This is a genomic window from Shewanella sp. KCT, from assembly GCF_007636505.1.
Classification (GTDB): Bacteria; Pseudomonadota; Gammaproteobacteria; order Enterobacterales; family Shewanellaceae; genus Shewanella; species Shewanella halotolerans.
Window position 1 is genome coordinate 289,056 of sequence record NZ_LVDJ01000003.1, and the last position, 12,818, is coordinate 301,873.

14 protein-coding genes and 1 other RNA gene are annotated in these 12,818 nt (G+C 52.6%); 8 read left to right on the forward strand and 7 right to left on the reverse strand.

Annotation, left to right across the window (positions count from 1 at the left end; all coding sequences use genetic code 11):
* Positions 1 to 54: 54 nt before the first annotated feature.
* Positions 55 to 1,125 (reverse strand): phage shock protein operon transcriptional activator, encoded by a 1,071-nt coding sequence (gene pspF / locus AYI87_RS06180; RefSeq protein WP_144200501.1) that lies wholly within the window; start codon positions 1,123 to 1,125, stop codon positions 55 to 57.
* A 177-nt stretch (positions 1,126 to 1,302) separates the two neighbouring features.
* On the opposite strand from pspF, the gene pspA reads away from it, so the two are divergent.
* The 6 genes from pspA to megL all read left to right on the forward strand — a co-directional run bounded on the left by pspA (position 1,303) and on the right by megL (position 6,644).
* Positions 1,303 to 1,986: a phage shock protein PspA gene (pspA, locus tag AYI87_RS06185; RefSeq protein WP_011866293.1), complete on the forward strand. Its 684-nt coding sequence runs from the start codon at positions 1,303 to 1,305 to the stop codon at positions 1,984 to 1,986.
* Positions 1,987 to 2,006: 20 nt separating this feature from the next.
* A complete protein-coding gene (gene pspB, locus AYI87_RS06190) occupies positions 2,007 to 2,246 on the forward strand; it encodes an envelope stress response membrane protein PspB (protein ID WP_011866292.1) in 240 nt (79 codons plus the stop codon).
* On the forward strand, positions 2,233 to 2,628 hold the full coding sequence (gene pspC, locus AYI87_RS06195; protein ID WP_144200503.1) for an envelope stress response membrane protein PspC: 396 nt from the start codon (positions 2,233 to 2,235) through the stop codon (positions 2,626 to 2,628). Before pspB ends, pspC begins: the two co-directional genes overlap by 14 nt.
* Positions 2,629 to 2,735: 107 nt before the next feature.
* Positions 2,736 to 4,178 carry a YcjX family protein gene (locus AYI87_RS06200; protein WP_186300576.1) on the forward strand — a complete coding sequence of 481 codons (1,443 nt, stop codon included), beginning with the start codon at positions 2,736 to 2,738 and terminating at the stop codon, positions 4,176 to 4,178.
* Between the two features lie 70 nt (positions 4,179 to 4,248).
* Positions 4,249 to 5,343 carry a TIGR01620 family protein gene (locus AYI87_RS06205; RefSeq protein WP_144200507.1) on the forward strand — a complete coding sequence of 365 codons (1,095 nt, stop codon included), beginning with the start codon at positions 4,249 to 4,251 and terminating at the stop codon, positions 5,341 to 5,343.
* 125 nt (positions 5,344 to 5,468) lie between these two features.
* The gene (gene megL / locus AYI87_RS06210; RefSeq protein WP_144200509.1) at positions 5,469 to 6,644 is read left to right on the forward strand and encodes a methionine gamma-lyase; all 1,176 of its coding nucleotides are present in this window, start codon (positions 5,469 to 5,471) and stop codon (positions 6,642 to 6,644) included.
* A 105-nt stretch (positions 6,645 to 6,749) separates the two neighbouring features.
* Here megL and AYI87_RS06215 read toward each other — a convergent pair whose 3' ends face one another.
* Entirely contained in the window at positions 6,750 to 8,141 is a 1,392-nt protein-coding gene (locus AYI87_RS06215) for a DASS family sodium-coupled anion symporter (RefSeq protein WP_144200510.1), read from the reverse strand.
* A gap of 390 nt (positions 8,142 to 8,531) precedes the next feature.
* On the opposite strand from AYI87_RS06215, the gene AYI87_RS06220 reads away from it, so the two are divergent.
* Entirely contained in the window at positions 8,532 to 8,831 is a 300-nt protein-coding gene (locus AYI87_RS06220; RefSeq protein WP_144200512.1) for a ComEA family DNA-binding protein, read from the forward strand.
* 172 nt (positions 8,832 to 9,003) lie between these two features.
* An RNA gene (gene ffs, locus AYI87_RS06225) (signal recognition particle sRNA small type) lies at positions 9,004 to 9,101 on the forward strand.
* Between the two features lie 324 nt (positions 9,102 to 9,425).
* On the opposite strand, the gene AYI87_RS06230 is transcribed toward ffs, so the two are convergent.
* Genes AYI87_RS06230 through AYI87_RS06250 form a run of 5 tightly spaced genes read right to left on the reverse strand, consistent with a single transcriptional unit; the run spans position 9,426 to position 12,797 of the window.
* Positions 9,426 to 9,704 (reverse strand): late competence development ComFB family protein, encoded by a 279-nt coding sequence (locus AYI87_RS06230; protein WP_144200513.1) that lies wholly within the window; start codon positions 9,702 to 9,704, stop codon positions 9,426 to 9,428.
* A gap of 51 nt (positions 9,705 to 9,755) precedes the next feature.
* Positions 9,756 to 10,658, reverse strand: coding sequence for a histone deacetylase (locus AYI87_RS06235; protein ID WP_144200515.1), 903 nt, complete (start codon positions 10,656 to 10,658; stop codon positions 9,756 to 9,758).
* A gap of 7 nt (positions 10,659 to 10,665) precedes the next feature.
* On the reverse strand, positions 10,666 to 11,355 hold the full coding sequence (locus tag AYI87_RS06240; protein ID WP_144200517.1) for a DUF2057 domain-containing protein: 690 nt from the start codon (positions 11,353 to 11,355) through the stop codon (positions 10,666 to 10,668).
* 9 nt (positions 11,356 to 11,364) lie between these two features.
* Positions 11,365 to 12,027, reverse strand: coding sequence for a primosomal replication protein (locus tag AYI87_RS06245; protein WP_144200519.1), 663 nt, complete (start codon positions 12,025 to 12,027; stop codon positions 11,365 to 11,367).
* Entirely contained in the window at positions 12,024 to 12,797 is a 774-nt protein-coding gene (locus tag AYI87_RS06250; protein ID WP_144200521.1) for a sulfite exporter TauE/SafE family protein, read from the reverse strand. Before AYI87_RS06250 ends, AYI87_RS06245 begins: the two co-directional genes overlap by 4 nt.
* Between the last annotated feature and the right edge of the window lie 21 nt (positions 12,798 to 12,818).

A 12,818-nucleotide genomic window follows, 5' to 3' on the forward strand; every position in this document is an offset into this window, starting at 1 on the left:
TTATTTTAACAGTGGTCTGGAGTTAGGGGCAAACATCATCTGCCCCTGGTGGGCTTATTTATCCAGTAAGTTGTACTTTTTTAAGATGCCTCTCAGCTGATGGTAGCTGAGTCCGAGTAGCTCCGCCGTCTTCTTTTGGTTGTATTGCCCCGATTCCAGCGCCTTCTTAAGCAGCAAGATCTCCTGCTGCTCACAATGCTCTTTAAAGTCCAGTGGGAAGCTGATATCTAGGCCGTTAGCCTTGCTGGCTGATTCGGTAGCGTGCGTCGCTGGGCTCTCCTGCTCAACGGCCTGTTCACTCTGCACCTGACGGGACTTGGTCTTGACGCGGTTGGTCGGCCTATAAGGGGAAGCAAAGGGATCTATGATAATGCTGTCGATCGGTTCATCCAGATCCGTATTACGGTAGACGGCGCGCTCGACCACGTTCTTCAACTCACGGATATTGCCCGGCCAGTGATAATCCAGTAATTGCTCGATGGCATTGCGACTAAAGCCGTCAAATTGCTGCTGTTTCAGCTGGCGAGCCATACCGATGGCGAAATATTCGGCCAGGGGCATAATATCTTCCGGGCGATGACGCAGTGGTGGCAAGGTGATCACATCAAATGCCAAGCGGTCGAGCAGGTCGGCCCTAAATTCCCCCGCTTCGGCCAGTGAGGGGAGATCTTCGTTGGCGGCGCACACCAGGCGCACATCTGTCTGTACCGTCTTGCTGCCCCCCACACGTTCAAACTCGCCATATTCGATGACGCGTAGTAGTTTCTCTTGGATTAAACCTGAGGTGTTGGCTAGCTCGTCTAAAAACAGGGTGCCGCCATCGGCGCGCTCGAACCGTCCTTCGTGTTTCTTGTTGGCGCCGGTGAAAGCGCCTGCATCGTGGCCGAAGAGCTCGCTCTCTAATAGATTTTCACTGAGCGATGAACAATTTAGCTTAATAAAGCTTTGATCCCAGCGTTTGGAGAGATAATGTAGGCGCTCGGCGATCAACTCTTTACCGGTTCCGCGCTCGCCAATAATTAAGACCGGCTTAGATAAGGGTGCAATTTTTGAAACGTGCTCAAGGACTTCCAGTAGAGCGTTCGACTGACCTATGAGGTTGTCTTGTTGAAATTGATTGGCCACTTTATTTTTTAGTCTTTCACGCTAATTATTGGTGAAAATTATAATATGTGCCCTGTGAAATAAAATAAAGAAAAAGTTATAAATATGTTTAACTGATTGTTTTTAATCGGTATAGTTAAGTTGGCACACTTAATGTATTAATCTAGGCGAAACCAACATAAATTTGAGGACAGTATTATGGGAATTTTCTCTCGCTTTGCAGATATTATTAACTCGAATATCAGCGCATTACTCGATAAAGCAGAAGATCCAGAAAAAATGGTTCGCCTGATCATCCAAGAGATGGAAGATACGTTAGTAGAAGTTCGTTCTACCTCAGCCAAGGTACTGGCAGAGAAGAAAGAGATCATTCGCCGTATCGCTAAGGTGCAGGAGCAGGTTCAGGATTGGCAGGACAAGGCGGAACTGGCACTGTCGAAAGACCGTGAAGATCTAGCTAAGGCTGCTCTGCTTGAAAAGCAAAAGGCCAGTGAGTTGGCAAGCACCCTAGAGCAGGAGCTAGTCGTTGTCGAAGAGCAGATCGCACGCCTGAAAGAGGAAGTGAACCTGCTGCAAGAGAAATTGGCCGACGCCAAGGCACGTCAGAAGACTATCATTATGCGTAAGCAGACTGCGTCTTCTCGCCTAGAAGTGAAGCGTCAGTTGGACTCGAGCAAGATTGACAATGCCATGAGCCGTTTCGAGCAGTATGAGCGTCGTGTCGAAGGTCTTGAATCTCAGGTGGAAGCCTATGATCTGGGTAACCAGAAGACACTGAACGATGAATTCGCCGCGCTGGAAGCTGAAGATGCCGTTAGTGCAGAGCTAGAAGCCCTGAAGGCTAAGGTAAAAGCAGCGAAAGCCAAGAAACAGACTAAATAACAACAATTCTGAGGTGAGTTATGGATTTGGATTTATTAATAGCCCCAATTATTATCTTTATGGTAGTGGTGGCGCCCATCTGGCTGATTCTGCACTATCGTAGCAAACGCCAAGTGAGCCAGGGACTCACTGAAGAAGAGTATGCTCAGCTGAATGAGCTAATCGGCAAAGCTGATAAAATGGCCCAACGCATAGAGACATTGGAAGCGATTTTAGATAGCGAGGCCCCGCAGTGGAGGAATCGAGATGAGCGAATCTAAGGGACGACCCTTATATCGAATCCCCGAGTCAGGCAAGATAGCTGGAGTGTGCGCAGGGATAGCGGACTACTTCAACTTCGAAACCTGGTTGGTCAGAGTGGTCGCCGCATCGATATTTTTGCTTGGGGGATCGGGGGTTATTCTTATCATCTACGTACTACTCTGGATGATCTTGGATATCAAACCCGGCAGCGCAAAGAACAAGCAACAACACAAGGAGATCGAGGTGAAGAAGAAGGTATGGCAGGCAGGAGAGCCGGCTAAGGCAGCCTTAAGAGACGTCAACAACCAGTTCCGCGATTTAGAACTCAGGTTGCAGCATCTTGAAAGGCATGTCACCTCAGACAGCTTCGATCTTAAACAGCAGATCAACAATCTTTAAATCCTTTCAATGGGCGGTGTATACCGCCCTTAGCCGTATTAAGGTAAGAAGCCCTTAACCGTAACGCTCTTAGCCATAAAGCCCTTAGCCAATAGTAAAAGCAAATGATGAATTCATTTAACCGCTCTCTTCGTCAACTCGGCCATCACTCCAAGTCACTGGTTAAACGCACCACGGACAATCATGTTCGCCTGGCGGTAACCGGCTTATCGGGCGCAGGCAAGACCGCCTTCATTACCGGACTGGTTAATCAACTGTTGCATGCCGGTGTCGGTCAGCGCCACAACGCATTGTCGCTGCTGCAGGTCTCCCGTGAGGGGCGCCTACACGGGGTGAAACGTGCCCTACAGCCGGATCTGACTATAGCGAGTTTCGACTATGAGGGCGCCATGAGCGCCTTGTGCGGCGAGACGCCTGCCTGGCCACAATCGACCCGTACCATCAGCGAGCTGCGCCTCGCCATTCGATACCAGCCTTCGGCAGGCTTTAGGGCAAAATTTACCGACAGCGCGACGCTTTATTTGGACATAGTGGATTACCCAGGCGAGTGGCTGCTGGATCTGCCTATGCTCAAATTGAGTTTTAAGGACTGGTGCCAGGTGCAGGCGCGCCGCGATGCTGTGTTGTCACAGAGCGCCCATTATCAGGCATTCGTCGCGGCTTGTCGGGAGCTAGACCTCAAGCAAAGCGCCGATGAGCTTAAGTTAAAGCAGATCGCTGGGCTTTATCAGGCGTTGCTGGTGGATCTTGTCGAGGAGCAAGGCTTCTACCATGCTCAGCCCGGGCGCATGCTGCTGCCGGGTGAGCTTGCAGATACCCCCATACTGGCATTCTTTCCCCTGCTGCATCTGAGCGAGGCCGAACTGGACGCCGCAGAAGAGAGTCCAAAGCATTGCTACTATCAGGTATTGAAGCAGCGCTATCACAGCTATGTTAGCCAGGTGGTGAAACCCTTCTATCGTGACTATTTTGCCAAGTTCGACCGCCAGCTGGTGCTGGTCGACTGCCTGACGCCGCTCAATCACGGCAAGGCGCAGTTTGATGATATGACGGGGGCAATCGATGCTATCATGGAGAGTTTCCATTTCGGGCAATCGAATCTGCTGAGACGCTTGTTCGCACCGCGGATTGATAAGCTCTTGTTTGCTGCCAGCAAGGTAGATCACATCACCCGGGACCAGCAGGGCAATGTGTTATCGCTCTTGTCTCATCTGGTGAAACGCAGCCAGCAACATGCCCAGTTTGAAGGCTGTGAAGTCGAGGTGATGGCGATCAGTGCCATCAAGGCGACTCAGCACGGCATGGTGCAGAGCCAGGGGAAATCGGTCGAGGTGGTGAAGGGGATAGAGCTTGCCTCAAACCAAGAGGTGACCATGTTCCCGGGCGAAGTCCCCACTCACTTACCCGGCGGCGATTTCTGGCGGAGGCAAGGGTTCGAATTTGTCGATTTCGCCCCGCCGCGACTGGCCGAGTCTGGCCACCAGGCGCAGTTTGAGCACATACGCCTGGATCACCTGTTGCAGTTTTTGCTCGGCGACAAGCTGAGTTAAATCGGGCACAAGAGTGCGGAGAGATAGCGGTTAGAAAGCATGCATTGCAATGAGGGCACCGAAAAGCGTTATGAGTAAAGCCGATATGCAGATTGAAAAGAAGCAAGTGTTCGAGCCAGAGCAGGCGTTAAGCGTTACCGAGCTTAAGGCGGCAGAGCGCTTCGATGACCAGGTGGTGTTCGAGGATGCCGAGACAGGCGAACTGGACGAAGCGGCGCTCCAGGCGCTGGTGCCTGAGCTTGATGGTATCGTTAGCAAGTCGCCGTCTGGCGCGCGTCGGCGCTCATGGTCATGGCTTGCCAAGGCGTCCTTGCTCGGGATTGGTAGTATCTTGCTGGTGGAGCTCGGGTTGACCCTAAGGGAAGCGTGGGCTCAGAGCCCTTGGCTGTTTGGTCTCTATGGTAGCGTGACCGCCATCGTGAGTCTTTGGGCAGTCACCATAGGCGTGAAGGAGTGGCGCCAACTGCGCAGACTACGCGCGGTAGAAGAGGCCCAGGCGGTGAGTGAGCGCTTATCTCAGAGCATGCAGAGGGGCGAGGCGGACAAGTTTATCGACAGACTCATCTCAAACCTACCAGAAGAAATTGACACCAATAGTTATTACCGCCTGGTGCACGAGGAGCATAACGACGCCGAACGCCTGATACTGTTCGAGAGCAGCGTGCTGCCGCAGGTCGATGCCAAGGCAAAGAAACTGGTGCATCGCTATGCCAGCGAATCGGCACTCTTGCTGGCGGCCAGTCCTATCGCCGTGCTGGATATGGCGATCATACTCTGGCGCAATCAGAAGATGATAGCTGAGCTGGCGCGCTGCTACGGCATAGAACTGGGTTACTGGAGCCGCATCAAGCTTATCCGGTCGGTGATAACTAACATCATCTATGCCGGCACGAGCGAGATTGTCACCGATATCGGGACTCAGCTGTTTTCACTGGAGATGTCAGGTAAGATCTCTGCGAGACTGGCACAGGGGCTGGGCGGCGGCCTGCTCACGGCGCGTTTAGGCTATCAGACCATGCGGCTGTGTCGCCCCGTGGTGTTTACCCCAGACTCCCGACCTAGGCTGAGTAAGATACATACGGCCCTGCTTGGCGAGCTGAAAGACTTCTCCGTTAGCGTCTTAGGTAAAACAACTGTTCGTAACAAAGATTTTACATCCAAATAGGAGATAATTTCGCTAAGCAGGTTTACTCCGCGTCCCTAAACTGGGCAAGTTAATGCATCGCTGCCACGCTAAACCAATAAATATAAGCCAACAATAATAGGCTGCGAGTATGACGGAGAAAGTGTATGCAAGATAAATGGAAACTTGCCACTCAGGTGATCCATGCAGGGCATGAGGCCAATCAGCACGGCGCCTTGGTATCCCCTTTGGTGCAAAGCGCCACCTTTACCTTTGAGACAGTCGAGCAGGGCGGTGATTGCTTTGCCGGCGAACAACAAGGCTATATCTACACTCGCCTTGGCAATCCCACTACGGCAGAACTAGAACGTAAGATGGCGGTGCTGGAAGGCAGCGAAGCCGCAGCGGCGACCGCATCCGGCATGGCGGCGGTATCTGCGGCCCTGCTGACCAATCTAAGCCAGGGCGACCACCTGGTCGCTTCCAAGGCTGTCTATGGCTGTACCTTTGCCCTGATGACGGAGCAGTTTAAGCGTTTCGGCATTGAGGTGACCCTGGTGGATTTCTGCGAAGTCGCCAACATAGCTCAGGCCATTCGCCCCAACACTAAGGCGTTGTTTTGCGAGACGCCTGTTAACCCACATCTGGATGTCTATGATCTTGAGGCTATCGCGGCGCTGGCCAAAGAACATCAGCTGGTGAGCATAGTCGATAACACCTTCATGACGCCGCTGTTGCAGCGCCCGCTGAGCATGGGGATCGACATGGTGATCCACAGTGCGACTAAGTATCTCAACGGTCATGGTGACGTGATCGCGGGCATCGTCTGCGGGACTGAGGAGATGATCACTAAGGTGAAACTCGAGGTGCTTAAGGATATCGGTGGAGTGATCTCTCCCCATGATGCCTGGCTGATCCTGCGAGGACTCAAGACCTTAGATGTGAGACTGGCGCGCCATTGCGATAACGCCGAGCGGGTCGCCGCATATCTTGAGCAGCATCCTGAGGTGGCCAGAGTCTATTACCCTGGCCTCAAGGGACATTCTGGGCATGCTTTGCTGGGTAAACAGATGCGTCGAGCCGGCGGCGTGGTGGCCTTCGAACTTAAAGGCAGTTTCGACACTGCCAAGGCGTTCGCTAATAGACTCAAGCTGTTTAAAATCGCGGTCAGCCTGGGGGACGCCGAGTCTTTGATCCAGCATCCCGCCTCGATGACACATTCGCCCTATTCGCCAGAGGCGAGAATGGATGCCGGCATAGGCGATAGCCTGCTGAGGATCTCCCTGGGCCTTGAAGATAGTGAGGATATTATTGCCGATCTGGCTCAAGCCTTCGAGGCTTAGATCGACAGCTAATTTGACGACTAATTTGGAAGTTAAAGCCTAGAGCCTTATGTGAGTCCTTAGATAGAAGAATAAAAAAGCCTGCAGTTGCAGGCTTTTGTGTTTTTAGATGGTCCAGAACAGATGGGCGATCACATAGAGCGCCAACATACTGATGAAGTTGATGATCACCCCGGCGCGCATCATCTCCGATTGCTTGATAAAGCCAGAGCCGTAAACGATGGCGTTTGGCGGTGTGGCCACTGGCAACATGAAGGCGCAGGACGCGGCGATACCTATAAGCACAGAGAGCATCACAGGTGACAGGCCTAACGCCTCGGCGATGGCGGCAAATACAGGCACCAGGAGCGCGGCGCTGGCGGTGTTACTGGCAAATTCGGTAAGCATCACCACAAAGAAGATCACCGCAAAGGTAAACAGCGCCATATGGGTGTTGCCGAAGATATCGGTGACCCAGTGGGCCAGGAAGACGCTGGTGCCCGTGGTTTTGAGGATGGCGCTGAGTGTGAGGCCGCCACCGAAGAGGATCAGCACGCCCCAGTCAGTAGTTTTCTCAATCTTCTTCCAGTCGACCAGGCCAAGCCCGGCGAGCATAACGACTGAGCCCAGTGCCACTATGGTATCGAACTGTTTAATTCCCCCCAGTGCGGTGGAGATAGGCTTGCTGAAGATCCAGCAGCACACAGTGGTAAGGAAGATAAGCAAGGTGAGTTTACCCTGCAGGGCGAGATGTTCGTTGCTCTTGGGGATCTCACACACCACATTGAGGTTGGGTTTTAGGTAGATATAGAGAGCAATCAACATGCTAGGCAGCATGAGTGCTACGGTAAGCAGACCAAACTCTAGCCAGTCGGCGAAACTCAGGCCGACCTGGGCTGCGGCGATCGCGTTCGGCGGGCTGCCCACCAGGGTGCCGATGCCGCCAATGTTGGCCGAGTAAGCGATGCCCAGTAGCATGAAGAGATAGGTGCTTCTGTGCTCCTTGAAATCCAGTTGCCTGAGGATCCCAAGGGCCAGAGGCAGCATCATGGCCGCCGTGGCCGTGTTGCTGATCCACATGGAGAGTAGCGCTGTGATCCCAAATAGCAACATGCAGGCGATGCTGAGTTTGCCCTTGGAGGCGGTCAATACCTTTTGGGCGATGCGTCTATCAATGCCCTGATGGTTGAGGGCTGCGGCCAGCACGAAGCCACCGAAGAAGAGATAGATGATAGGGTTGGCGAAGTTGCTCATGGCTGCCTTGGTTTCAAAAACCCCTAGCAAGACGCCCATGATAGGGATCAGTATGGCGGTGACGCTGATGTGAATCGCTTCGGTCAGCCAGAGCACGGCGGCGAAGACGAGAATAGCGATGCCGGTATTCACCCCTGGCTCGAAAGGCAGAAAGTTATAGAGCAAGGCGAACAGCACTATATCGCCGAACAGAATCGGCAAGTTGGTTTGGGCTGCCTGCTTTGGCGGTGCGGCGAGTGCCTCTTGTGTGGTGTCGAGGGACATAGGGGTTCCTTAATTATTATTTTGGCGCTCTACACTAGCCTAGCGGTTGCGGGGCGCAACTAAATTTTTTCTGTGGCAAAACTACATTTCATACTTATTTGGGTGTGATTCAGATCGCTTTTCTGTGGCTGTTTGCTGTGTTGATCACGCTGTAGTGACGTCTGGCGATCAATTTTTTTTACGGCGGCTGGGTAACGGGGCGCTAATTAATAACAGACTGAAATAAATTAATATAATTTATTTTGTGATCTATCTCTCGCGGCGGTCGGCTCGGTATATTTGTCGGTCACGAATTGGCGAAATTTTTGAAGCTGTTCTATGTTTTCGAGGTGGCCGAGGAAAATGGATTGTTGGCCATGAACAGCATAAGGATATTTAAGGAGAGCCCCAATGAAGAACCTACTTTTAGCTGCGTTCGTCGTAGCGTCATTTTCCCTCTTTCCCGCTCTGGCTGCCGAACAGGTTTCGATACCTGCCGACACGGCCCAGGCGAGCCTAAGCCAGGTTAATATCAATACCGCAAGCGCCCAGGAGCTGACTCGGCTCAAGGGGATCGGTGAAGCTAAGGCGTCGGCCATAGTCGAGTACCGAGATGCTCACGGTAAATTCAACAGTATTGAAGAATTAACCCAGGTAAAGGGTATCGGCCCTAAGGTGATCGAACAGAACAAGGCGATATTGGCCCTGTAGACACCATGAGCGTCGATGGAATTTGGCCCGCACTCGCGGGCTTTTGTTTATAGAATGGGCAGTTGGGCCTATTCTGGCGATTACTCTTGGTTATTGACTTGATTGCCGGGCTGCCATAGTAGATAATGCACGCCGTCTTAAGGATTTAATTGCTTGAGAATCTATGGTGACCCTAGGGTCCCCCCGCAATGATAACTTGTGAACTCGGCCAGGCCCGGAAGGGAGCAACCGCAGCAGGCGACTCATGTGCCGGGGTGTTGGCTCTAGGGGAACCTCCAATCCTAACTATTATCAACGAGTTAACTCAGAAATACCTCAGGTGGTACACTCGATGATAAATAGTCTATCTAAAAATCCTCCTTATCTGTTTCAATCTCGTCGATGTAACGGACATCAGGCATCTGGCTTGCGTGAGTTGTCGTGCTCTAGGCTCAGCTACTTGAGGCTTAGCTACCAATGGTTTAACAAGGTATTCTGCCCATTTATTCTGGGGAAGTCTGATAGCAGAAAGTCGCTCACCACCAGAGAAAGTTTCCGGCGGTTGGTTTTGCATATGACGGCGATGCACCAGAATTGTCTGACGTTTCCCCTGGGCTACTCTGCCTGAATCTGCTCTTCCGGTAGTTTTGACTTTAAGAAGGCGCGCGATTTTTCCAGTGCGGTCTGGATCTCTTCCTTCATCTGTTTGAGTTCGTTGTAGTCTTCGAAGAAATAGGTATCCACCAGATGACGTATATAGCGCACCGGCAGTTGGTTTAGGGTCACGCAGCAGAGATCGGCTAAATAGTCTTCGGGTAGCTCGTCAAATAATCCTTCATCAGACAGTAACTCCATCAACAGCACTTCGTAATAATTGCGAATTTCCAGTTGCATAGGTCTCTCCCTCAGGCTCCGTTGTGGTTTAACTAAGCATAATCTAGTTTGCTACCATATGGCATGAGCGGCAATAAAAACTTGCGCGTGGCGCTCGGCGAGCACCTCTATCTCCTTGCTGTACCCCCCGCCGACGACGCAGGCGATGGGAATGCCGGCCGCCTTGGCGTTGTCCAGCACCAGCCTGTCCCTTTGGTAGATCCCTTCAGTGGTGATATTGAGATGGCCTAGCCTGTCATCCTGATGCACATCGACCCCAGCATCATAGATAATCAGATCCGGCTTATAGAGGCGAATAGCGAGCGCTAAGGTTTGAGCGACAGCCTCGAGATATTCCTCATCACCGACACCGCGGCTCAACTCCAGATCGAGATCTGAGATCTGTTTGCGGGCGGGGAAGTTTTCCTGGCAGTGAATGGAGCAGGTGTAGAGGTTGTCATAGGCCTGGCCCATGGCGGCGGTACCATCGCCCTGATGCACGTCGCAGTCGAAGATGAGCACTGTCTCTATCCCCTCCAGGCTCTGAGCATGCAGGGCGGCGGAGATCAGGTCGTTAAATACGCAGTAGCCGCTACCAAATTGATAGTGGGCGTGGTGATAACCGCCGCTCAGTTGCAGGGCTATGCCGTGTTTTACCGCCAGCTCGCAGGCAAGATGGCTGCCGCCGACAGAGTAGAGTGTCCGCTGAGTCAACCGCTCGCTCAGAGGAAATCCCAGTCGACGCACCGCCTTGTCGGGCAGACGCTGCTCGATAAATTGCATGACATAGTCGGGACAATGGATTGATTTCAGCCACTCAAGGCCGACTGCCTCGGGGGAGTGAAATGCGGTCGGGTCGACTATCTGTCTGTCCAACAGGTATTGGTAGAGTGCCTGGTATTTAGTGATGGGAAATCTGTGGTGGTGAGGTAACGCCAGCTGTGAATAGCTGGCGTGATAGACGAGTGGAACCATCTAAAAGTTACAGCTGTTTGATAGCCCAGCTCATAAACTCTTTACGTGTCTTGTCGTCGGCATGTAGCCACCAGTATTGCAACATCTGCTGAGCATGATCGGCATCGCTTGCACTTGGATTGGCCGGTAGCGTGGCAGGTAGGGTGACGGCTTCGACAGTACCAGCTGGTTGCACAGGCGCAGTAGCATGAGCGGCGACGGCTGTACCTGTCGCGGCTGCGGCTGCGGTTTCGATATCCTGACCCGAGTTGCCGTTAAACAGCTTGCTGACGAAGCTGTCTTCAGTGAGCTCGGTGTGAGTCACCTTGTAGTTGACCGCGCCGCCATCGATACGGCTGATCACTACCGCTGGTGATTTGGCGAATGATTTGGGCTTCTTGATGATCTCGCCTTCGGCCGGCTGCAGGCGGTAATCATAGTCGCCGTCAACCGCCAGGGTCACGATGAAGGGAGATGATTTTACAAAGCTTTCGCTGTCGCTAAAGTCGTCTTGTACCATGTCATGGTAACGGATAGCGATTTTGTGCGTGCCTTGGCTTAGCTCAAGATCAGATTTGTGATTAAACAGGCTGCCTTCTACCTTCTTGCCATCTAGGGCAAGGTATTCGAATGCCATGGGGATGGAGAGGTTGGCAGCCATTGCCGATGAGGCACCAAGCAGAGCGATTAAAGCGGTGATTGGCTTGATTGATTTCATTGTTGCTCCTTAACGATTCTGATGCTTGTATGGGCGTTCGAACGCCTGAATACGATCTTCTATATAGCTGATAGCTTGTCGGCACTTGCCTAAGCGGCGATGGACCAAAAGTATTTCATTTTGCAGTGCAATTTTGTCAGCACTATGACAGTTTTCAAGCTTAGATTGCAAATGCGCAATTTTTTGTTCAAAGGTGTGAACCCAGTTCATATGTTTGTTCAATTCTTCATAGAGCTGGTGGCTGTTATTCATCACGCCGGCCGCGATCCAACTAAATCCGCTCTGGGCATGGCTCTTCTGTCGCCGCTTGCGCGCGTGGGCGATGCGAGACGCCTTCTGCTGCTCGGCCGACTTTACCCCTAGTGCCGTAGTATTCAACGCGCGCCTCAGGGCGGTAAACCTGTCCTGAATACCTTCGCAGGCCAGGGCGATGGTCGTCGCCGAAATATTGCCCTGAAGCAACTTCTCCAGCTGAGCAATCTTCTTACTGAGCTGATCAATGCAGGGGCCAAGCTGAGCACCCGCCTGATTAAACAGATTGTCGTTAAATCGCTCGGTTTCTTGCAGCAGCTTGCGCTGCCCCTTAGGCAATTGGCTGTCGTGTTGCAGCACCTCTTGCTCTAACTGTTTCAGTTGGACTCGCAGGCGGTAGATAAGTTCATTTGTCTTCATGCCCAGGCTCCCCAGGCCAGATTAATGGCGATGAGTATCACTATGCTAATAAACAGGGGGCGGATAAAAGGCACGCCAAACTTGATGGCGGTGCGGGCGCCGATAAATGACCCTAGCATCATACACAGCCCCATCGACAGTCCAACCATCAAGTTCACCTGGCCTAATGCCAGAAATACACTCAGTGAGGTGAGGTTGCTGATCAGCGTCATGGCTCTGGCAAGGCCGCAGCTATTGAGCACTGGCAGCTTATATTGAGACACACTGCTGATGGTCCAGAAGGCGCCGGTCGCTGGACCGGCAAATCCGTCGTAGAAGCCAAGCGGTAGCCCTTGGCGCCACTGCTTGAACTTCGAGGGCGCCTTTACCGGTGGCTCATAGGTGGGGCAGCCCATGGCGTTAGGTTTGAGTAGTGTATAGAGGGCAACGGCGATGATAAACAGCGGCAGCCACTTCTCCAGCCATTGATTGTCGATAAGATAGACCACAAAGGTGCCTATGACAGCGCCGATAAAGGTGGCGATGGAGGCGTGATACCAAAACCTGGGAGTGAAAAACTGCTTGCGATAGTAGGTAAAGGCCGCCATGGAGGAGCCGAAGCTGGCCGCCAGCTTGTTGGTGCCCAGCGCCGTATGGGGTGGAATGCCTATGGTGAGCAGGGCCGGGATCGACAGCAGGCCGCCGCCACCGGCGACGGCATCGATAAAACCTGCGATAAAGCCGGTCGCAGCCAGAATCGCCCAGCTACCTGGGTCGAGTAATAGATCCAATGGTTATCCTATTCGGTTGCT